The organism is Acinetobacter lwoffii, assembly GCF_019343495.1.
Lineage (GTDB): Bacteria > Pseudomonadota > Gammaproteobacteria > Pseudomonadales > Moraxellaceae > Acinetobacter > Acinetobacter lwoffii_P.
Map to the genome: position 1 here is coordinate 1,352,346 of NZ_CP072549.1, position 23,493 is coordinate 1,375,838.

Annotated in this window: 15 protein-coding genes; 7 read left to right on the forward strand and 8 right to left on the reverse strand. The window is 43.8% G+C overall.

Annotated features, from left to right (window positions below):
- Positions 1-22 precede the first annotated feature (22 nt).
- Together J7649_RS06420 and J7649_RS06425 are read right to left on the reverse strand one after the other, a co-directional pair.
- Positions 23-2,515, reverse strand: a complete 2,493-nt coding sequence (locus tag J7649_RS06420) for an ABC transporter permease (RefSeq protein ID WP_219309882.1) — start codon at positions 2,513-2,515, stop codon at positions 23-25.
- Between the two features lies 1 nt (position 2,516).
- Positions 2,517-3,242 (reverse strand): ABC transporter ATP-binding protein, encoded by a 726-nt coding sequence (locus J7649_RS06425; RefSeq protein ID WP_219309884.1) that lies wholly within the window; start codon positions 3,240-3,242, stop codon positions 2,517-2,519.
- 11 nt (positions 3,243-3,253) lie between these two features.
- Between J7649_RS06425 and J7649_RS06430 the strand changes: the two genes are divergently transcribed.
- Complete coding sequence (locus J7649_RS06430; protein ID WP_005104662.1) at positions 3,254-3,883, forward strand: arylesterase; 630 nt, start codon at positions 3,254-3,256, stop codon at positions 3,881-3,883.
- Positions 3,884-3,926: 43 nt separating this feature from the next.
- On the opposite strand, the gene J7649_RS06435 is transcribed toward J7649_RS06430, so the two are convergent.
- Positions 3,927-4,541 (reverse strand): carbonic anhydrase, encoded by a 615-nt coding sequence (locus J7649_RS06435; protein WP_004646264.1) that lies wholly within the window; start codon positions 4,539-4,541, stop codon positions 3,927-3,929.
- Between the two features lie 315 nt (positions 4,542-4,856).
- Here J7649_RS06435 and J7649_RS06440 point away from each other — a divergent pair, with 315 nt between their 5' ends.
- Together J7649_RS06440 and J7649_RS06445 are read left to right on the forward strand one after the other, a co-directional pair.
- Complete coding sequence (locus J7649_RS06440) at positions 4,857-5,894, forward strand: alpha/beta fold hydrolase (RefSeq protein WP_219309886.1); 1,038 nt, start codon at positions 4,857-4,859, stop codon at positions 5,892-5,894.
- A gap of 14 nt (positions 5,895-5,908) precedes the next feature.
- Positions 5,909-6,910 carry a hypothetical protein gene (locus J7649_RS06445; RefSeq protein ID WP_219309888.1) on the forward strand — a complete coding sequence of 334 codons (1,002 nt, stop codon included), beginning with the start codon at positions 5,909-5,911 and terminating at the stop codon, positions 6,908-6,910.
- Positions 6,911-6,953: 43 nt separating this feature from the next.
- Here J7649_RS06445 and J7649_RS06450 read toward each other — a convergent pair whose 3' ends face one another.
- Together J7649_RS06450 and nfuA are read right to left on the reverse strand one after the other, a co-directional pair.
- Positions 6,954-9,017, reverse strand: a complete 2,064-nt coding sequence (locus J7649_RS06450; RefSeq protein ID WP_219309890.1) for a TonB-dependent receptor domain-containing protein — start codon at positions 9,015-9,017, stop codon at positions 6,954-6,956.
- Between the two features lie 192 nt (positions 9,018-9,209).
- Entirely contained in the window at positions 9,210-9,848 is a 639-nt protein-coding gene (gene nfuA / locus J7649_RS06455) for a Fe-S biogenesis protein NfuA (RefSeq protein ID WP_004279400.1), read from the reverse strand.
- A 158-nt stretch (positions 9,849-10,006) separates the two neighbouring features.
- Here nfuA and J7649_RS06460 point away from each other — a divergent pair, with 158 nt between their 5' ends.
- Both J7649_RS06460 and J7649_RS06465 read left to right on the forward strand, forming a co-directional pair.
- Positions 10,007-10,624 (forward strand): rhomboid family intramembrane serine protease, encoded by a 618-nt coding sequence (locus J7649_RS06460; protein WP_004646259.1) that lies wholly within the window; start codon positions 10,007-10,009, stop codon positions 10,622-10,624.
- 219 nt (positions 10,625-10,843) lie between these two features.
- Positions 10,844-12,385: a hypothetical protein gene (locus tag J7649_RS06465; RefSeq protein ID WP_219309892.1), complete on the forward strand. Its 1,542-nt coding sequence runs from the start codon at positions 10,844-10,846 to the stop codon at positions 12,383-12,385.
- Between the two features lie 429 nt (positions 12,386-12,814).
- Here the strand turns inward: J7649_RS06465 and J7649_RS06470 are convergent, their stop codons facing one another.
- Complete coding sequence (locus J7649_RS06470) at positions 12,815-14,434, reverse strand: inorganic phosphate transporter (RefSeq protein ID WP_219309894.1); 1,620 nt, start codon at positions 14,432-14,434, stop codon at positions 12,815-12,817.
- A gap of 536 nt (positions 14,435-14,970) precedes the next feature.
- Here J7649_RS06470 and metH point away from each other — a divergent pair.
- Entirely contained in the window at positions 14,971-18,657 is a 3,687-nt protein-coding gene (gene metH / locus J7649_RS06475) for a methionine synthase (RefSeq protein WP_219309896.1), read from the forward strand.
- 49 nt (positions 18,658-18,706) lie between these two features.
- On the opposite strand, the gene J7649_RS06480 is transcribed toward metH, so the two are convergent.
- Entirely contained in the window at positions 18,707-19,855 is a 1,149-nt protein-coding gene (locus J7649_RS06480; protein ID WP_219309898.1) for a RelA/SpoT domain-containing protein, read from the reverse strand.
- A gap of 435 nt (positions 19,856-20,290) precedes the next feature.
- On the opposite strand from J7649_RS06480, the gene dhaK reads away from it, so the two are divergent.
- On the forward strand, positions 20,291-22,021 hold the full coding sequence (gene dhaK / locus J7649_RS06485; RefSeq protein ID WP_219309900.1) for a dihydroxyacetone kinase subunit DhaK: 1,731 nt from the start codon (positions 20,291-20,293) through the stop codon (positions 22,019-22,021).
- Between the two features lie 124 nt (positions 22,022-22,145).
- Here the strand turns inward: dhaK and J7649_RS06490 are convergent, their stop codons facing one another.
- The gene (locus J7649_RS06490; protein WP_044112855.1) at positions 22,146-23,420 is read right to left on the reverse strand and encodes a glutaminase; all 1,275 of its coding nucleotides are present in this window, start codon (positions 23,418-23,420) and stop codon (positions 22,146-22,148) included.
- Positions 23,421-23,493: the final 73 nt, after the last annotated feature.

Here is a 23,493-nt window from a genome sequence, read left to right on the forward strand (position 1 = left end):
TTAAAAATCACGGAGATGAATCTTATTGATTCATCTCGCGCAAGCTTTGTAAGGGTGGAATATCCGACAAATAACTCAGGCGATAACGGCCAATCAGCGCACATAAAGCGGTCATAAAGATCGGCAGGATAATCCAGATTTCCCAATGTGGCTGAATCATTAAATCCATTTTATAACTGGCAATCGCACTGATCACTTCGGCAAACAGGCAGGAAACTATTCCGGCAAACAGCCCAATAAAACCAATTTCCAGACTCATCATGGTTTTCAGTTTCTGCTTGGAACTACCGAATGATCGTAGCAAAGCCACTTCACGTTTGCGTTCATCCATCAACAGGTTCAGACAGGCCATCAGCACCAGAAAACCGGAAATGCTGACCAGTACCGCCAGAATCGTCACGATTTGCACCAGCACATTCACAATGCGTTTGATCTCCTCCAGAATCAGGCTGACATCAATAAACACCGTGTTGGAAAATTGCTGGATCACAGACACCAGCTTGCCCTTATCTACCTCCGGGACATAAAAACTGCCCAGATAACTGCCGGCATTGGCATCCATGGTATTAGGTGCAAAGATAAAGAAGAAGTTGGGACTAAAACTTTCCCACTCGACGGTTCTTAGATTAACGACTTTAGCTTCCAGTATGCCTTCAGGCAGACTGAAACTGAGTTTATCTCCAATCTTGATCCCTAGCTCTTCGGCAGTATTGGCTTCGACCGATACAGTGCCGACCTGCTTTAAAGCCGCGTCACCACTAACAATCACATTATCTTGAGGATAGCGGTTTGACTGGGTCAGATTCAGTTCACGTCTTAAGGTATTGCTACTTTTCACCAGTTCCTCGGCAAAAGGCTGATCATTTTTGGCGACCAGACGCCCACGGACATTTGGATACAGTGGTGTGCTTTTCCAGCCATTCTGCTCAAGTTGGGCTTTCAGGGCTGGCATCTCAAAAGGCGGTAAACCGTAAACGAACTGGTTCGGTGTACCTTCCGGTAACTGTTGCTGCCAGCGCTCCAGCAGATCGGTACGCAAGACGGCCAATACTGTAATCAGGCTCAAGCCCAAGGCTAAAGCCGTAATCTGCAAGGCGGTCTGAGAAGGCGTGCGTACATAGGCTGACAGATTCAGCTTCATATTCCGCAGCAGTTTCAACACCCCCCATACCGTCAGATACAGCACTGCACATAACACAATAATCGCGCCAATCACCCAGGCGGTCAGCAGCAAGTTTTCGGTCAAAATCACACTAAAGATAATCAGGCTGAGCGTTCCAGTCAGCAGCATCCACAGCATGGACTGTACTGATTTTTCTTGCTGGCGAATCACCCGAATCGGCGGTGTATTTAGCAATTGCAACAAGCTTGGCATGACAAAGCCGAGTAGCACCACGGCACTGGTCAGCATCGCGACCGGCAATGGTCCGAGCAACATTGCTAGGGCTGAAAATTCAATCTGCAAATTTGGAATCAGCTGCAACATCAACTGTAACAGGCCATAACCCAAACTGATCCCGACCACAGTGCCAATTAGCATGGCAATCAACAGCACCATCCCGAGTAAAGCCAGATAAGCCGACAGAATCTGCTGCTTGGTGGCGCCAATACAACGCATCAAGGCAATATGATCCTGGTTCTGCTGCACATAGCGCTGCGCAGTTAAGGCAATGGCAATCCCACATAATAGAATGGTCAGAATATTGGCCAGTTGCAGGAAAGTGTCCAGATTGGCGATTGGCTTCATCAAGCGGGTATTGCCTTCACTGGCATTGCGTAACCTGAGACTGCTTTGCTCCTCAAACTCCTGCCCTTGCACTTCCGCTGGCGTTTCAGCCGAGCCGTTTGCTGACTTGACCTGCTGCTTGAATAAGGCTTCATATTGTTGGGTACCGTCTGGACGGCCAGCCATGAGTAAGCGATATTCAATCCGGCTCCCCACCTGAATGGCATTGGTTCGTGCGACATCTGCCTGGGAGATAATCACCGTTGGTGAAAATCCGGAAAATCCAAGTTCCTGATTGGAGTCCTGTTCAATCTTGGCGGTGACTTTAAACGCCGCATCGGCAATATTGAGCTGATCCCCCAGTTTGACTTTGAGCAAATCCATGGCTCGTGGACTGAGCCAGATTTCACCAGACTGAATCGATTTTTTTGCCGGTTGCACCCGCAGTTCACCACGCAAAGGAAAAGCCTGATCGATGGCTTTGACATTGACCATGACAAACTGCGCATCGGTATAGGCCATACTGCTAAAGAAAGTGACGTCTGACTGCTTTAAATCCAACTGCTTGGCCTGATCACGCCACTGCTCCGGCAAAGGCTCATTATCTGAAAGCACCAGATCACCGGCCAGCATTTCTGCTGCCTGCAAGGCGACTGCATTTTGGATCTGCTCATTACTAAATTTAAGTGCAGTGGTCGCGCTAATTGCCAGCGTTAAGGCAATAATCAGCAGATAAATCCCGGTCGTTTTAAAGCTTTGCGTCAGTAAAGGACGAAATAACGGATTCATTTCATCCCCCACTCGGATGTTCAATCAGCTCGCCATTCAGCAGTTCAAAATGCCGCTGACACTGCTGTGCGAGTTTGCGATCATGCGTGACCAGCACCAAAGTCGTCCCCAGTTCCCGGTTCAGTTGAAACAGTAATTGTTCAATTTCTCTGGCCGTTTCACCATCGAGATTGCCTGTAGGTTCATCGGCAAAAATGATTTTTGGTTCACTGACCAGTGCCCGAGCGATGGCTACACGCTGTTGTTCACCGCCAGATAGCACTTTTGGCGTTTGCTGCGCCTGTCGATCCAGACCCACTTTATGTAGTAATGCCAATGCCTTTTGCTCAGCTTCTGCATATTTAAAACCGGGCTGCAGGCGCAGTGGCAGCATCACATTTTCAAGTGCAGTCAGGTGCGGTAAGAGCTGAAAAGACTGAAAGACAAACCCGATATTTCTCAAACGTACCAGCGCACGTTGTTCTTCATCCAAGTTAGAGACCGATTCGCCACAGACCATAAGCTGACCTGAACTTGCCTGATCCAGTGTCGCCAGAATACCCAGTAATGTGGATTTTCCGGAACCGGAACGACCGGTAATTGCCACTTGTTCTCCGGCCTGAATATCCAGATCAAGATCCTCAAAAATGGTGAGCTGTTTTTGTGAAAGTTGTATCTTTTGTGTCAATTTCTGGGCAGAAATAATAGCCTGTGGCATGATGGTCGAATCGTTGCTACTTTGAATCATACGTGTCCTATATGAAAGATCTTAATCAGAAAACTCGGCTATTGCCTTACTTTTTTTTGCTCAGTCTGTGCCTGTTACCTCTTGGGGTTTCAGCAAAGACGATTATGATTTTAGGTGATAGTTTAAGTGCAGGTTATGGTATCCAGCCCCAGCAGGGTTGGGTACATTTATTACAAAAGCGTTTAGAGCAACAGTATCCGAAACAGCATAAAGTGGTCAATGCAAGTGTCAGCGGTGAAACCACCAGCGGAGCACTGGCCAGACTGCCAAAATTGCTGCAGACGCATCGTCCAGACCTTGTGGTGATTGAGTTAGGTGGCAATGATGGCTTACGTGGACAACCACCGCAAATGATTCAAAAAAATTTAGCCAGCCTGATTCAGCAGAGCCAGAAAGCCAAGGCCAAGGTCATCGTCTTTGGCATAAAAATGCCGCCTAATTACGGGCAGGCCTATAGCAAGGCTTTTGAAAATAATTATAAAGTGGTGAGTCAGCAATATAAGGTGAAGTTATTGCCCTTCTTTATGCAGGGTGTCGCCGGTAATAAAACATTGATGCAAAAGGATCTGATTCATCCAAATGCTAAAGCACAGACAATCCTGTTAAATAATGCTTATCCATACATTAAAGGCGCTTTATAAAGCGCCTTTAACTTATTTTAGAATATATTTAGATGAATCGTGATTAGAAATCGAAGAATGTCACTTCACCAGTTTCCAGTGAATATTCAGCACCCACGACTTTTAGTTTTCCTTGTCCAATCAGGTTTTCCAGAACGGCTGAACCGTGACGCAACTGATTCACCGAAGCAAATACGTTGGAACGTACTGCATGCTTGGACAATTTTGCCAAGTCATTTTTCAGTTCAGTTTGCATTAAAGTTTCAACTGAAGGACGTACGCGGTTCACAATCGACATCAGGTTTGCCGATGGGGGGCAATCTGGACACATCAAGGTATCAATAGTCGCTTTAATCGCACCACAGTGACTGTGACCTAACACCACCACAATCGCGCAATCATAACGTGCCGCGGCAAATTCAACACTGCCGACCTGTGAAGGTGCAACAATATTACCTGCAACACGAATTACAAAAAGATCGCCGAGACCCTGATCAAAAACCATTTCGGCTGGAACGCGCGAATCTGAACATCCCAAAACAATCGCAAACGGATTCTGATCCTCTGCCATTTCTGCGCGCTGTTGGTGGCTAAGTTGTTTTGGATGCGTGGTATCGCCACTGACAAAACGTTGGTTACCCTGTCTAAGACGTTCTAAAGCTTCTTGAGCTGTGAGCATTCTTTTCTATCACCGATGGTTTTAGTTGCAATATCTTACTGCCAGTTTTTTTGAATGTCACTTGCAAAAAATCTTAGCTGATTAAATTTTTAGCATTTATCTAATTTCATTTCTGCAGGTAATTTATGCGCAATACATCACATTTTCCAGTCATTTAATGCAATCTAGCAAAAAACTAATGGGTGACAAGCGCAAAGATTGATTTAAAATAGAATAAAGAATAATGTTTTTATTTGAATGAAAATTGCAAATTTATAACATGGAAGTATTTTGATTGAGCAATTTGCTCACTGGGTTTGTTTTGGGGAATGGCCAATGAAGAAAATAATAAAATTGCGCTCGAAAATGATCTGTTCAGCCTTGGTTGCCTTAAGCATGGCATTACCGGGCCTGACACATGCTCAAATACTGTTTAGCCAGAAAAATGAAACATCTGCCAAAGTCTTGCAGCAGCATCTGTTGCAGGAACGCAGCCTTGCCGGTCTCAAATCCAAGACCCTCAAAATTGGAGAGGTCACCTGGAGCTATAGCGAAGGCGGTGCCAAGAACAAACCATCTATTCTACTGATTCATGGTCTGGCCGGCACGCGCGACAACTGGAACCGGGTCGCCCAGTTTCTGACGCCCTATTATCATGTCATTATTCCGGATCTGCCGAGCAACGGTGACACCAAAGTTCCTGACAATTTTGATGTTTCTGTGCCCAATGTAACGTCCCAATTACGTCTATTTATTGAAACCTTAAATGTGGACGAGAATTTACATATTGCTGGGCACTCTCTGGGTGGCTCGATTGCCACAGTTTATGCCTCGCAGTACCCTTTCGATACGCAAAGCCTGTTTTTAATTAATAGCGCTGGCCTGTATAAAATGGGCAATACGCCCTATACCAAAGATCCTCAAGCCTTAAAAGATCTGATCGTCAGCAAACCTGGTGATCTTCAAGATGTTTCCAAACAGCTGATGCAGAACCCACCGGTGATTCCTTATCAGTTGCGGCATGCACAGGAAAAACTGTTGATTTCACGTGCTGAACAAACCAGCAAATCGATTGATCAGGTGGTGATGCTAAACCGGATTTATACACCGGAAACCTTTGCCCGCCTGACCCGCACGGTAGAAGCACCCACCTTGATTTTATGGGGCAGACAGGATCGGATCATTAATGTCGAAGTAGTCAAAGAACTACATGCCCTGCTGAAACGTGCCGAAAAACCGGTGATTTTAAATAATGTCGGGCATATGCCGATTCTTGAAGCAGAAAAACAGGTTGCACAACATTATTTGCCTTTTCTGGCCAAGACACAGACCCTAAAAAACCCGCTTGCTGATAAACTCATTCCTTTAAATTAAGTTTCAGAGATGCTATGCAGAAACACCCGATGATTGAGCAGTTGATCGATGCTCAACTTGATTTTCTCGATCAGGCATTTTCTCAATCTGAAACGATTCAAAGCGAGTTTCATGCATTTTATTTGTGGCTGCGTAAACAGATGCTAAAAGAGCTGTGGAGTTGTGAACTGATCAATCAGCTTTTGCAAAAACAGATTCTGGGTACCGCCGCCAGCAGCTTTCTGATTGAACAGATTGCCGAGCATATCCGTTTTGCATTGGTGCATCCGGCCAATGATACCACCACGATTGCCGATCTGATTCCAGTCCTGACCATAGACAAGATTGCCCAGTATGTGGCCAGTAAAAGTGGCCATCGGCAGCGCCTGATTAAAACCGTAGTCAATAATCCGGCATTTTCAGCCATGATTACCCAATTGATCCAGCATTCCATTCAGGATTATCTGGATAACTCCATGATTGCCAAAAGTGTACCCGGGGTTTCCCGCTTTATGAAAATGGGCAAATCCGTTCTGGAAAATGTCACCGATACCAACCTCGATAGCACCATTTCGCGTTATCTGCAAAAGAATATTCTAAAGCTCAGCCAGATGAGTGAGCATGTGCTGAACCAGCATTTTGACGACGAGAAACTCTATCATTTTCAGGCCAATCTCTGGCATAAAATCAAGGATATGCCTGTATCGGTCTTGAAGAATTATATTGAGCTGCAGGACCTGAATCAGACGGTCGGCTTAGGTCATGACATCTGGGATCACATACGTCAGACAGACTATCTGCAGCAGCAAGTGCATGACGGAATTCATACCTGGTATGTCCGCAATCAGGAACATACTTTTGATCAGTTATTACGTGATCTGAATATTGATGAATCTTTAATTCAAAATGAATTGCAGCAAATGCTCAGTCCGGTAATCCAGCAGATGGTTTCTCAAGGCCACTTACGTGAACGTGCACGCAAATATCTGGAACAATTTTATTATCATGCAGATACTTTGAAAATTCTTAAGATTTAAATAAAAAGCCGCTTTATAGCGGCTTTTTTATTTTCTTGTTTGCTTAGAATTTTGCATTCAGGCTGATACCGTAACGGCGGCCATCCAATAGTTGATCCCCATCAATATCTTCAGCTTTTTCATCCAGTAGGTTATAGACGCCAAATTTACCGGTCAAATTCGGACTGAATTTATAGTTAAAGCCGACATCTACAAATTGGTAGCCTGGATTTGGCTGAGCCATCGAAGTACGGCTCAAGTATGCAGAGGTTTCAGAACGGTGGTGCAAGCGGCTCCATACATTGAGTGCATCATTTAGATCATAATCCACACCAATATTAAACATGTGTTCTGGCATCTGGTTCAGTGGCTGGTCTTTAAAAGCACCCGATTTAAACTCTGAATCGGTATAGGTATAGTTAGCAGTCAATGTCGTGTAATCATTCAGACTGGCTTCTACCGTTGCTTCTACACCACGAATTTCTGCTTCATCCACGTTGATCCGTTCACTAATAAAGTAAAATGGAATATCTCCTTCGAAACATTTCCAATTCTGCCAATTATTGCGGTTTGTTGTGGTGCCATCAGTATCGGTTTCACAGGCACGAACTTCCGTAATACGGTCTTCATATTTAGTGATAAAGCCAGTCAGCGATGTATTGATATAATCATTTTTCCAGTTGAAACCTAATTCAGTGGATACGCTTGATTCTGGTTCTAAGTCTGGATTAGCACGAATAATGCCACGGCCTGTTGCTAAGGGTGAACCACCGCCACCCGTGACGCTATAGAACCCTTCTGTGGCTGCACGAATATCAGGCTGTTTATACCCCGTAGCTACACCGCCTTTTACCACAAAATTCTCATTTACAGAATAGACTCCATAGAGGCGTGGCGATAAATGACCGCTATAGTTTTCATCATGGTCATAACGTAGACCGGCAGTTAAATCGAAGCGATCCGTAATACTCCAGGTGTCTTCAAAGAAAGCGGCAGCAGACCAACGTGTTAATTCACTAAATTCAGGTGCATTAGGATTACGGTTAGTCGCTTTATCGACCAGTTTTTCATCTTTAAGATATCCACCAAATGACAGCATATGATCACCTAAGGCTAAGTTCCATTGACTATTGGCTGTCCAGGTATCCAGGGTAATCCCTTTGGTGCCGAGTTCCGTATTTCCACGATCCGGATTTTTTGAATTTTCATATTGAATATAAGATGAACTGTCCAAGTTATCGCTATAACGGCCATTATGGGTTAATGAATAAACATTACGATAATTACGCGAGAATGAATCTGCAGCACCTTGAGCAGGTGCTACCGTTTCCCCTACAGACGTAGTTGATTCCTGCTGCACGAAATTGGCTTCAACTTGTACATCATGATCATCATTAATGGCATAGGTCAGACGTGAATTTAAGCTTTCACGTTCTATCCCACGGAAGCCGCCAACATAATGATCTTCATTACGTTCCTGCTTATTGACTGCCAGTTGCAAACCCAGCTTATCTGCAATTAAAGGACCCGCAAGATATGCAGAAGCATTTTTAATATCACCTGAACGGTTACTGTCCTGAATTGTGGTTCCTAATTCGACATGACCAGACCATTCATCCGACACTTTTTTGGTAATAATATTAACTACCCCGCCCATGGCATCCGTACCATAGAGTGTAGAAGCTGGTCCACGAATAATTTCAATACGTTCAATGGCGGTAAGTGGTGGCAGAATATTTTTCTCAAAACCGCCATCATCCCCATTCGGGTTCACATCCTTGCCATATTGACGCTTACCATCGACCAGAAACAAGGTGTAGTTTGAACTCATACCACGAATACTGATGGTCTGTGCAGAACCTGCACCTGAAACCACTACCCCAGGCGTATTACGCAGTACATCAGTAATGTCGTTATATTCACGTTTATCCAATTCTTCACGATCAATCACAGTAATGGAAGCTGGTGCTTTAGCCAAATCTTGCTCATAACCTGTTGCGGTCACCACAATCGTTTGCAATTTAGTCGCTTCCGCCTGTGGAACAACCACTTCTACTGCAGATGTATTTCCTGCCATGGCTGTGAGTACAGCAAATGCCAAAGTGGTTTTTAAGAATGGCTTATTCATACCTTATCCGCCCCAATATTTATGAAGAGATCATGTTTATTCGGTTGCGAAGTGTAACAGCCCCTCAATTTAATGCAACTAATATTGATAATTATTATCATTAACATTCACTAGTTTTTAAGCCAGATATAAAAAAACCTCGAAATCTCGAGGTTTTTAAAATGCGATAAATAAACTGTTATATGGAACAGATTATTTCATATACGCACCTTCAGACTGACTATGATCCGTTTCATCAACGACATGCATTAACTCTGGTACATGTTGTTTTAATGTGGTTTCAACACCTTGCTTCAAAGTAATATCAATCGCTGAACAACCCTGGCAACCACCACCAAATTTAAGTACAGCGGTTAAACCTTTTTCAGGGTCTTCTTTAACTTCAACCAGTGCACAGTTACCGCCATGACCTGCCAGGCCCGGGTTAATTTCAGACTGTAATACATAGGTAATACGCTCTTCTACCGATGCATCTGGCCCCACGCGTGGCACTTTAGAGTTCGGCGCACGGAAGGTCAACTGACCACCAAAACGGTCTTTGTTGTAGTCAATCACGGCATCGAGTAAATACGGAATAGATGGCGAGTCGATAAAAGCAGGGAAATCAGGATATTCCTGCTTATAATCTGTCGGTACAACTTCATCAGGTGCACTATAGGCCATGCAACATTCAGCGCGAGGAGTACCTGGATGCTCTACAAAAACACGCACACCAATACCCGGGGTGTTCTGTTTATCCAGTAGATCCTTTAAATACTCTTGTGCTGTTGGTGTAATCAATAAGTTGGGAATTTCACCAACAACTGGAGTGCTGCTGTTCTCAGTCGACATAACAATAATTTCCTCAAGCTCAAGCGGCCATTTTAACTGAAGATGCGGGGTAATTTTTAAAAATCAACTAAAATTGTCGGATTTATTATAAAAGTACAACTTTAGCTCAATTTTAATGGCATGATAATTGGAAAATAGGCACCATTAGAATCATTTATATGCTTGATTTACCTTTTAATCATACCGTGACCATTATTCTGATCACCTGTATTGTGTCATTTATTGCTTTCTCCAAAGAGACGGTGATGAATCGCCTGATTTTCTGGCCGCCGGCACTGCAACGTGGACAATACGACCGCTTTATTACGCATGGCTTTATCCATGCGGATGGTGCACATCTGTTGTTCAACATGATTACCCTGTTCTTTTTTGGCAGCGTGATTGAAAGCTTTTATCGTCAATATCTGTATGACCTGGGTTTTATCCTGTTTTACCTTGGTGGTCTGATCGCAGCCATTCTGCCAAGTTACCTAAAGCATAAAAATGATGCGCGCTGGGCCAGTCTCGGCGCTTCCGGTGCAGTCTCGGCTGTACTGTTTGCCTATATTCTGTTTGAACCTTGGAAGTTGATCTTTGTGTTCTTCATTCCGGTTCCTGCCATTATTTTTGCTGTGCTGTATGTAGCTTATAGCATTTGGTCAGGCAAAAAAGGCAATAGCAACATTAATCATAGCGCGCATTTATGGGGAGCGGCTTACGGGGTGGTCATGACGATTATTCTGGAGCCACGCCTGATTCCGCATTTCCTGAATAAACTGATGCAGGTTCCGTTTTAATCAGGTTTTTTAAATATTGAAGGAATAAAGCTACATATGAGTTAAGCCTCATATTTCTGCTGAAAATGGATAAGAGAGCTACTGCTCTCTTATTCGTTTGAAACATCTCGTAATATATTAGAAAGTGATGATGTCACTTAATGCCAATCTTGGACTGAATTTTGCAGCGATAATATATACATCTGTATATTAATTACTGTCATTCTCGAGATATTTTGCATGTCCATTACACCAGACGGTCTTCAATTTCCTCTTCAGTCTCCGCAACAAAAACCAAGTAGCTCCGAAGCAGGACGCGCGATCATCGCAGCAGCCTTAGCCAATGTCGATTCACACAGTTCTCAACAGGCACAATCAGAAAAAAACTGGCGCAAACACTACACAGTACATTTTAAGCAACTGGTCGAACAGGGACTGAGTTCTCCTGAAGCCAGCTTGAAAATTGCTGAAGATGGATTGGCAAAGGCCCATCAGACTTTTGAATTTTACCGTGATGGTCAAAAGTATGTATTACAAGATGCTTTAACTCTGCCCGCAGGTCAGTTGCATACCTTCAAGCTGACAGGTAATAGCAAATCGGCACCAGAATGGTATGTGCCTTACCACGGTCAAAAGCTGCAAGGTGATGCCTTATTGGAGCAGATTGAGCGCTGGGAAAGCCAAGGCATCGTGGAAACCAGTCATGCCAATGCCCTGCGTGAATGTGTGGTACATCCTGAATGGTTTGACTTGTCAGATCGGACGGCGGTGCTGTTTGGTGCAGCATCTGAAGCCGGTCCTCTGACCTGGCTGGCGAAATGGAAAGCCAATATTGTAGCGATTGATCTGCCGAATACCCGTGTATGGGGCAAGATTGTTGATACCATCAACCAAGGCAATGCCACGCTGTATGCGCCATGTACTGAAGACCTGCCTGCTGATACTTCACTTGATATTTTAAAAGAAAAACTGGGGGCGAATTTGCTGACCCAGATTCCTGAAATTGCCAAATGGTTATTACAGTTCGAGCAGGATCTGGATCTGGCTGCAATTGCCTATCTGGATGGTGAAAAGCATGTTCGGGTCTCCATGGCGATGGATGCCATCATGCAGCATGTCAGCCAGCAAAAAGCTAATACCAGCCTGATGTACATGTGTACGCCGACCGATGTTTATGCGGTTCCGAGTGAAGTAATCGAAGCCTCTAAAGTGAAATATACTGAACGCTCCAAGGCACAGGCGATCCTTTCTAAAGGTGTTTCAACCTTAAGCCGCAAACACTTTTTCCAGAAAAATGCGCATGAACTGATTCAGTCTGGTGATCAGGTTTATGGTATCTGTGACTGTCTGGTAGTAGAACAAGGCCCGAACTATGCACTGGCAAAACGTATCCAGCAATGGCGTGCTACCTTGGCGCGTGCTCAAGGTCAGCGTGTCAGTATCAATATTGCGCCTTCGACTACGACCTATTCTGTGACCAAGAATCCACTATTAAAAGCCGCATTCAACGGTGCCAGCCTGTTTGATGTTGAAGCTTTCGCGCCTGAAACCACCAATGCGATTATGGCGGCACTATGGATTCATGATCTGCGTAATCCGGAATCGGTGGCCAATCCTGAAGTAAAACTCAACCATCCGCTTGAATTGATGATGCATGGCGCGAATCATGGTGGTTTGTGGCGAGTGGCCTATCTGGCACGTACCGCACTACCTTTTGCTGCACTATATGGTTTTGCGACAGAGAAGTTGCCAAAAGGATTATTGAGTAAGTTGAAGAAGTAATTTTTTTATTATCTTCATCCAATTTTTCCATAAGAAAGGTAATCGTTATTTTTAAAGTTCTCCCCTCGTTGCGTAGCAGTGCTGCTCATCCCTAAAGCAGAGAGAACTTTAATTGAAAATGGGCGTTCCCTCTCCTTCTAGGAGAGGGTTAGGGAGAGGTTAATTTAGGCTTTCAATCATTCAAATTCTTATGAATGTGCTTTGGGCAGATTTAAGTTGATCTATTTTATAGCTTCTTTTTTTCTTTACTTTTGAAAGATCAAAAGTAACAAAAATCTTTTGTTAAGCTGATGATATGTCCCTATATCACAGCCTAACGGCGACATCCCTGTCGCCTTAATCGTAATTTAGATTCCTCTTTTAAATCCTTAATTTTTCTTCCACCCATAAAAAAACGCTGCCAAAGCAGCGTTTTTACCTTAAAAAGTCCTAGAAGACTTTAAGAAGCAACCAGTACAAAGTGCCTGACAAACAGATCGTTGCTGGTAAAGTAAAGATCCAGGCAGACAGAATAGTTTTCACCATCTGGAAGTTCAGACCTGACTTGTTCGCCACCATGGTACCTGCTACTGCAGAGTTCAATACATGGGTAGTGGATACCGGCATACCGAAGCCATCCGCTGCAGCAATCGTCGACATCGCAACCAGTTCGGCAGACATACCCTGACCATAAGTCATATGCTGTTTACCAATACGCTCACCAACCGTCACGACAATACGCTTCCAGCCGACCATCGTACCCAGACCAAGTGCCAAGGCTGTCGCCACTTTCACCCAGGTCGGGATGTATTGCAGGAATGAATCCAGATTGTCACGGTATTCATCCACTGTTTTTTCCTGCGCAGCACTCATTGCCGGTAAAGCTTCTGCTTTATCCAGACGTTTAAATGCTGTGGTGCTCAGGTACATGTCGTTGCGAAATTCAGACACTTGAGCTTCAGGAACATCCTTAATGCTGGTATAGCTACCAACTTTTTCACCCAGATGATCCGTCAAGCTTGCCAATGCAGGCACGACTTCAGGGGTAATTTCCTTGGTCTGAATGTACTTGGTGATCACATCACGGGCTTGTTCATCCGGAATGTCCTGATGATTTGGATAGATCACATCCGCTGTTTGTGCAGATAACTGACCAAAAGACTGAATATGTTGTGCATCCAGATTCTTGTTCAGCGAGTACGCTAAAGGTACACAGCCGATCAGGATCAGCATGATCAGGCCCATACCTTTTTGACCGTCATTTGAACCATGGGCAAAGCTCACCCCAGTACAGGTAAAGATCAGCATGGCACGAATCAATGGTGGCGGTGGCTTGTTACCTTCAGGTGGCTGGAACAATTCCAGTTGACGCTTGAAGATTTTTTTCACCAGCAGGAACACAATCGCAGCAAATGCAAAACCGATTAAAGGTGAGAATAACAGCGCCTTACCGACTTTCATCACCTGCTCCATGTCTATACCTGAAGCGCCAGTACCGGCATTCAGAATATAGTTCATGATGCCCACACCCAGAATCGAACCGATCAGGGTATGTGAACTGGATGCCGGAATACCGAGGAACCAGGTTCCCAGATTCCAGAGAATTGCCGCGATCAGCATGGCAAAAACCATGGCAAAACCTGCTCCGGAGCCGACATTCATGATCAGCTCGACTGGCAATAACGCAATAATGCCGTAAGCGACCGCACCACTGGCGACCATAACCCCAAGGAAATTACAGAAGCCGGCCCACATCACTGCGACAGGAGCTGAAAGTGCATTGGTATAAATGACCGTGGCCACAGCATTAGCGGTATCGTGGAAGCCATTGACGAACTCAAAGCTCAACGCAATAAAAAGTGCCGTCGCTAACAAAATAACTGAATACAAGCCCAAGGCCGGTACATGCGCTAAATCTGCAGACAACTGGAAGCCGATATAAATCAGCGTAGTGATAATAAGAGTCAGGAACACCGGCATAAAAAATTTCGGTGTTGGCACATGAACATTGGTCGACTTTTGGGAAGCCGACCCGTGTGCTGAATCTACGGGAGTTTGATTAGGATTCATGCAAGCAGGAATAGAGGATTCAAGAATCCCCATATTGTTCAGTTAAATTGTGACAATTATATGACAAACTGCTGTCATATGAAGCAATTATTTGGATTTTCTTGCTGCTGCTCCTCCTGTTTAATTCCTACCAAATCAGTCTATTTAGATTTTATAAATCATTTACTTAAGACAAGATTCCAGCTTCTTCAAGCTTAAAAATTCAATATATTTTGCGACCAAAACGATTCAAGCCCTGCCTGTCATCAAGCTGAATAAAAGTTTCAGTTACACAGCATAAGTCATCAATATGACAATTTCATGAATGAAAGCATCAGCTTAATTTTTTGATTTCGTTTACTGCCTGAAAGGCATCGAATCAGATTTGAGATTGCAATATTTTCTGATCCGGATTTTAGAACTTGTTGTTTTTCTAGATGACTTATCAAATTTTCATATCATGCTTATCCATCATTCTGAGCAATCTCAGCAGAAATCAGCCAACTAATCTGCTAAGATTAGCGTCGTTTTTTTTGATTTCTGCTGAGAAAGTTTGAATGTCTACACTTACCACTTTAAAAGAACTTCTTGCCAAAAGAATTTTAATTATCGATGGTGCGATGGGTACCATGATCCAGCGCCATAAACTGGAAGAAGCCGATTATCGTGGTGAGCGTTTTGCTGACTGGGCCTATGATCTCAAAGGTAATAATGATTTGCTGGTACTGACTCAGCCACAGATCATCCAAGGTATTCATGAAGCTTACTTGGAAGCTGGCGCCGACATTATTGAAACCAACACCTTTAACGGTACCCGCGTTTCAATGTCGGATTACCACATGGAAGATCTGGTTCCCGAGATTAACCGTGAAGCAGCGCGTCTGGCCAAAGAAGCCTGTGCCAAATATTCAACGCCTGAAAAACCACGCTTTGTGGCAGGTGTGATTGGTCCGACATCGCGTACCACTTCTATTTCTCCAAACGTGAATGACCCGGCGTTCCGTAACATCACCTTTGATGCTTTAAAAGTTGATTATATTGAATCAACCAAAGCTTTGATCGAAGGTGGTGCAGACATCATCCTGATCGAAACCGTGTTCGATACCTTGAATGCCAAGGCCGCCATTTTTGCGGTGAAAGAAGTCTTTAAAGAATTGGGCTATGAACTGCCAATCATGATTTCAGGTACGATTACTGATGCATCAGGTCGTACATTGACTGGTCAAACCGCTGAAGCCTTCTGGAACTCGATGCGCCATGCAGAGCCATTATCTATCGGCTTTAACTGTGCGCTGGGTGCAGATGCAATGCGTCCACACGTGAAAACCGTGTCTGACGTTGCCGATACCTTTGTTTCAGCGCATCCAAACGCTGGGTTGCCAAATGCCTTCGGTGGATATGATGAAACGCCGGAAGAAACTGCGGCCTTCATTAAAGAATTTGCAGAAAGTGGCTTAATTAATATTACCGGTGGTTGCTGTGGTACTACGCCGGATCATATCCGCGCGATTGCAAATGCTGTTGCAGGCATTACCCCTCGTCAAATTCCTGAAATTGAACCGGCGTGTCGTTTAAGCGGTTTAGAGCCATTTAACATCACCAAAGATTCACTGTTCGTGAACGTCGGTGAACGTACCAACGTCACCGGTTCGAAAAAATTCCTGCGTCTGATTCGTGAAGAAAACTTTGCCGAAGCGCTTGATGTTGCCCGTCAACAGGTTGAAGCCGGTGCACAGATCATCGACATCAACATGGATGAAGGCATGCTCGATTCGCAAGGTGCGATGGTGCACTTCCTGAATCTAATCGCGTCTGAGCCAGATATTTCACGTGTGCCAATCATGCTGGATTCTTCTAAATGGGAGATTATCGAAGCGGGCCTGAAATGTGTGCAAGGTAAAGCCGTGGTGAACTCGATTTCCCTGAAAGAAGGTCATGACGAGTTTGTCGAACGTGCCCGCCTCTGCCGTCAATATGGTGCCGCGGTCATCGTGATGGCATTTGATGAAGATGGTCAGGCCGATACAGCTGCGCGTAAAAAAGAAATCTGTAAGCGTTCATATGATGTTCTGGTGAATGAAGTAGGCTTCCCGTCTGAAGATATCATCTTTGACCCGAACGTCTTTGCGATTGCGACCGGTATTGAAGAACACAACAACTATGGCGTGGACTTTATTGAAGCGACTGGCTGGATTAAACAGAACCTGCCAAATGCGATGATTTCTGGTGGTGTGTCGAACGTATCGTTCTCGTTCCGTGGTAACGAACCGGTACGTGAAGCGATTCACTCGGTGTTCCTGTACCATGCCATTCAGCAAGGCATGACTATGGGTATTGTAAATGCCGGTCAGATGGCGATTTACGATGACATCGATAAAGAGTTGAAAGAAGCGGTTGAAGATGTTGTTTTAAACCAGAACCAGGGTGAAAGCGGTCAGGAAGCAACCGAAAAACTGCTTGCTGTTGCTGAAAAATACCGTGGTCAAAGTGGTACGCAAAAAGCCGAAGAAAATCTGGAATGGCGTAATGAGTCTGTTGAAAAACGTCTTGAATATGCATTGGTAAAAGGCATCACGACTTATATCGATCAAGATACTGAAGAAGCGCGTTTAAACTCTACACGTCCACTGGATGTGATTGAAGGTCCATTGATGGCGGGTATGAACGTAGTCGGCGATCTGTTCGGTGCCGGTAAAATGTTCTTGCCACAAGTAGTCAAATCTGCACGCGTGATGAAACAGGCTGTAGCGTGGTTGAACCCGTTCATTGAAGCTGAGAAAACCCAAGCCGAAGCAAAAGGTAAAATCCTGCTGGCTACGGTGAAAGGCGACGTACACGACATCGGTAAAAACATCGTTGGCGTAGTATTAGGCTGTAATGGTTATGACATCGTGGATCTGGGCGTGATGGTGCCATGCGAGAAGATTCTGCAAACTGCGATTGATGAAAAAGTTGATATCATCGGTTTGTCTGGTCTGATCACTCCGTCTCTGGATGAAATGGTCTTTGTTGCCAAAGAAATGCAGCGCAAAGGCTTTAACATTCCGTTAATGATTGGTGGTGCGACGACTTCTAAAGCGCATACCGCAGTGAAAATCTCACCGCAATATCATAATGATGGCGTGCTTTACACCGCAGATGCTTCACGTGCCGTGGGTGTAGCAACACAATTGCTTTCTCCTGAAATGAAACCAAAACTTTTGGCTGACTATGCAGCGGATTATGAAAAAATTCGTACTCGTCTTGCCAACAAGCAACCGAAAGCGGCGAAATTGTCTTATCAAGAGTCAGTCGAAAACGGCTTCAAAATCGATTTCGACAAGAATGCACCGGTTAAACCAAACTTCATTGGATCTGAAACTTTCACAAATTATCCGCTTGAAGCTTTGGTGGAATATTTTGACTGGACACCGTTCTTTATTTCATGGAGCCTGGCGGGTAAATTCCCGAAAATCCTTGAAGATGAAGTTGTTGGTGAAGCAGCGCGTGACTTGTATGAACAAGCGCAAGCAATGCTGAAAGACATCATCGAGAATAAACGTTTCGATGCGCGTGCGACGTTTAGTATTTATCCTGCAAACCGTGTAGCAGCAGATACAGTTGCCGTTGCTGATGAATCAGGCAATATAACGCACAGCTTCGAACACTTACGTCAGCAGTCTGACAAAGTCACTGGCAAAGCAAACTACTCTCTGGCTGACTTTATTGCGCCAAAAGATGTAGCTCAGGATTACTTGGGTGGCTTTGCCGTGTCAATCTTCGGTGCGGAAGAGTTATCTCAAGAATACAAAGCCAAAGGCGATGACTATAACGCAATTATGGTTCAAGCCTTGGGTGACCGTTTTGCAGAAGCATTTGCGGAGCACTTACATGAGCGTATTCGTAAAGAGTTCTGGGGCTACCAAGCAGATGAGCAGCTTTCAAATGAAGAATTGATCAAAGAGAAGTATGTCGGTATTCGTCCTGCACCGGGCTACCCTGCTTGTCCTGAGCATTCTGAAAAAGCACCACTCTTTGATTGGTTAGGTACAACCGACAAGATTGGTACGTACTTGACGACGAGCTTTGCGATGTGGCCACCTTCATCAGTGAGCGGTTTCTATTATGCAAACCCTGAAACTGAATACTTTAACGTGGGTAAAATCTCTGGCGACCAGTTGGAAGATTATGCGAAGCGTAAAGGTTGGACGTTAGATGAAGCGAAACGTTGGTTAGCGCCGAATTTGGATGATTCGATTTCTTAAGACATCACCAAGCTTTGATATAAAAATCCCCTCGAGTGAGGGGATTTTTTTAACTTACTTTTTTTCTTGCTTGATTAGTAAAGTATCCAATAAACGCTGCTTGTCTAATTAACGCAATGTAATTCCAAAAAACCTTCGAATCAGCAAAATAATTTGGATAAGCTTCTTTAATCCCACCAACGGCATTCGATGAAACTAATGCGACAACCCAACTTTTATTAGCAGCTAGAGTAGTTTCATAAAAACTGTATCGTTTAGACGCTTCAGAATATTGAGATTTATCATAGTATTCTGTATCCAACCGCCCTGTAAAAACATTTAACCTTAGTAAAACATAGCCTTGCTTAGATTTCCCCTTAAGAATTTTCTCATCAATTGAATGCAATGATCTCGCATATTCTTGAAATAAGGACTCAATAGTATAACTACTACCTGGTATTAATTTCGTCACAAAGTTATGTATATATACAGCTTCATTCATCGAATTTAAGTTCTCTTCTTTTTTTATAAACTCTATATATTCTGTAACCATTGATCGTTGATCATTTCTTTTAAATCCTTTTAAACTTTCGATAATTTCGAACTGATTACTTACATACTTGAAGAATAGACGCCACTCTGTTGTGCCTTCATTCAACTTCAAATTTTGATTCGTAAATAAATCTATAATTTCTAAACTAGTAGCCCAACAATGTTGTAATGCTGTTCTTAATTGAACTTCTATATTTTTGAGTTCCTGATCATCATTTAAAAATTTTCCAATTATATGGATACTTCTATATCCATCAGCTTTAGGTTCTAGAATATAGTTTTTGAATTTAACATTGCCATCATCGTTCATAAAATTTGGTTCTTTACACAATTCATCAAATAATTTTTTTACTTTTTTATTATTTGCCAAGACAATTCTAATACCTCCAATGTCCTGCATATTTTTCAGGCTCATTTTATTAAATCTTTTTAATTTCTTTACGATAGATTCAGTTCTTTTTATTCTTTTAGCAATAAAAGCAGCGCTATCAGTTGAATAGACTTTACTCTTTAGAAAATTTTCGCATGTATCCAATGCAGTAATATGACTATCTCTCCAATCAGTCAAAACACTCATCGTTTCAGACAACAATTTTTTATCAAATTCAATAGCTGAACCAATTAAGTCAAATCCAGCTTTTTCGATTTGTTTTTTCGAATACTTCATAGCACTAATTTTCTTATTTTTTAAATTTTATAATAGTTTACAGAAAAAATGTAGTTCATTTAATTAACTAACCTAAGTTGTGCCAAAGCTTCATCTCAGTTTCGATCTGCTTCTAATCCATCATCAGTGAAGTATTGACTACAATCATACTCAATCACTGTTTCCACCCTCACCCCGACCCTCTCCCAATGGGAGAGGGAGCATTCATTACTATTTGAATGCTGACATGAATTTATGAATAGACATTCCCTCTCCTTTTAGGAGAGGGTTAGGGAGAGGTAAAATTTAACAACCAATAAAAAATCTGAAACTGCCCCTTTTCTGAACGCTCACCCCAAAATCATCTGTTTTTACATTTTTAAGTCAGCAAATTTCAAACATTTCCATAATAATAAGACTTTAGACATCTCCCAGAATACGTGAAGGCTTTCCTCCATGAAAAAACTCATCAACAACCCAGAAAATCTGGTTGTCGAAATGTGCAAAGGCTTTGTCCTTGCTCACCCTGAACTACAATTTACCGAATCGCATAAAATCATTTCACGTAAACAAAAACACAATAACGTCGCACTGATCAGTGGCGGCGGCAGTGGTCACGAACCTGCACACGCAGGCTTTGTCGGTACAGGCATGTTAGATGCTGCCGTATGCGGTGACGTATTCGCATCGCCTTCTCAAATTCAAGTGTATAAAGCCTTACAGCATGTCGCAACAGACAAAGGCGTGCTCATGATCATTAAAAACTATTCTGGCGATATGATGAATTTCCAGAATGGTGCAGCTTTAGCTATAGAAGATGGCATTAAAGTCGATTATGTAAAAGTAGCAGATGATATTGCAGTCAAGGACAGCCTCTATACGGTCGGCCGTCGTGGCGTGGCGGGTACTGTATTTGTACATAAAATTGCAGGTGCAGCAGCATCAAAAGGTTTAGAGCTTGCGGAAGTCAAAGCTGTCGCTCAAAAAGCAGCGGATAACGTGATTAGTCTTGGTTTCGCGTACACTTCATGTACTGTTCCTGCCAAAGGCACACCAACATTTACTTTGGCAGATGACGAGATGGAATACGGCGTCGGCATCCACGGCGAACCCGGCATTCGTCGTGAAAAAATTCTGCCATCCAAAGAACTGGCACAACGTATTATCGATGACCTGTTCCTCGATCGTCCTGACACGCAAGAAGTTGCTGTTCTAGTGAATGGATTTGGTTCAACACCAATGCAAGAGCTGTATGTCTTTAATAATGATGTGTGCGAACATTTGGCGCGCAAAGGCATCAAGATTTATCGTACTTTTGTCGGCAACTATATGACTAGTATCGACATGAACGGTGCTTCGGTGTCATTGCTAGCTGTGGATGATGAACTAAAAGGTTATTTAGATGGAGAGGCGAACACGCCCGCTCTTAAAATGGATGGTTCAGCAGCACAGCCTTTAATCTTCGCAACAAAAAATGCCGCAGCAGAAGATGTAATAAATACGGAAGTCGAAACTCAGCCTGAACATGCTGAAATTCAAAATGAACAGTTCACGATAGAAAATATGCGTTATGTCGTTGACGTAATGGCTGCCTGTATTATCAAAAACGAAGTGCCATTCTGCGAACTGGATGCCCATGCAGGTGATGGTGACTTTGGCATGAGTGTGGCTAAAGGTTTTAAACAGCTGAAACGCGAATGGCAAGGCCTGATTCAAGCGCAGTACATGGATGAATTTTTGCTGAACAGTTCAATGATTATCATGGAGCATTGTGGTGGTGCATCAGGTCCAATCTGGGGTTCAGCATTTCGTGCAGCGAGTAAAGCCATTCAAGGCAAATCCACATTAACTGTGGCAGATTTTGCCGAGATGCTTCAAGCTGCGGTAAAAGGCATTCAAACTACTGGTGAGCGTTCATTTGGTCGTGGCGCTGTGGTGGGTGACAAAACCCTGATTGATGCTTTGGTTCCTTGTGCAGATTCATGGTCTGCCAATACCGACAAGACGTTTAAAGAAAACTTTGTCTTGGGTGCAGAGGCTGCGGTAAAAGGTGCAGAATCTACCAAAGACATCGTAGCGCGTATGGGCCGTGCCGGTACAGTCGGTGATCGTAGCTTAGGTTATCCAGATGCTGGTGCACATGGCTTAGGCGTGATCTTTACGGACATTACCCAGCATATTAAATAAGCTTTACAATATTTTAAAAAAGCCTCGACACTGGTCGGGGCTTTTTTATATTTCATTTCTAGGCTGTACATCTTAAAGCATCAGTCAAGTAAGGTAAGACATTGCTCATCCCCATCAACATTGTCTAACTAAACTTCTCCAAATAGCGCTCTAACTCTTCTGTCACCACTACCCGCTTATTGCCTTTCACCTGTTCCTCACCCAATACGCCTTCTGAGTCAATGACCACCACTTTGTGCCCATTCGCTTGTAAACGTTTGACACCTTCAAATAACATGCGTGCACCCACATCATGAATCAAAGTCAAATTGGTCAGGTCTATGACTATACGTGTTTGAGCGTCTGGCTCATCCTGCAAAATTCGCAGCAACATTTCGGATTCTGTAAATTGCAATACACCGCGCAGCTCATACACGACAATGTCATTGTTCTTACCTACAGTATAACGACTTTGCAAAATGGTCTGTGCCGATGGCGTCCCTTCCATCAGATGCAAGCCCATGTCCCGCGACAAACGCTCAAAAATATCCACGCCACGTACACTATGCCCATGCTCATCAATTTTAGGAGAAAAAACCACAATTCCCACCTGCCCAGGCAATACCCCGATAATTCCGCCCGATACACCACTTTTGGCAGGAATGCCCACCGTCGTCAGCCAGTCACCCGCCGCATCATACATGCCACAGGTCATCATCACGCTGAGCACTTGGCGCACCACATCACGCTCTAGCAGCTGTTTGCCCGTTTTGGCCTGAACACCGCCATTGGCGAGCACACTACAGATATTTGCCAGATCTTTGACCGTCACTTTAATCGCACATTGCTTGATGTATCCATTGACGATTTCTACCGGATCCGAATCCAGCACACCTACGGTACGTAGCATATAGCCAATCGACAGGTTCCGGAATGCAGTTTTGACTTCCGACTTATACACCTGCTTGTCGAATTCCAGTTGACGTCCTGCCAGCTCACTTAAAAAACGGCGTAAGCATTCCGCACGTGAAATGCCTTTTTGTACCGGAATCAAAGAATGCGTAGTGATCGCACCCGAGTTAATCATTGGATTTTTAGGAAGATTGGTTTCTTTATCTAGCGAAATCTGATTAAAAGCCTCTCCTGAAGGTTCAACGCCGACCTTTTCCAGTACTGCTGGAATTCCCAAATGCTGCAATGCCAAGGCATAGGCAAAAGGCTTGGACATCGACTGCATGGTAAATTCGGTTTCATCATCTCCCGTGGAATAAATCGTGCCATCCACCGTGGTCAGCGCCAAAGCGAACTTGTTTGGATCTACCGCTGCCAGTTCAGGGATATAGTCAGCCAAAGCGCCCTGATCATTATCATGACAGACCGTTAATACATGCTGGAGATAATCGGGCACCGGGGTTTTCATCGAATGAGCTTATTCCAATTCACTATTATTTTTAATTAACATACCGGCTTTTGGCTTAAGTACCAGAGTGAAA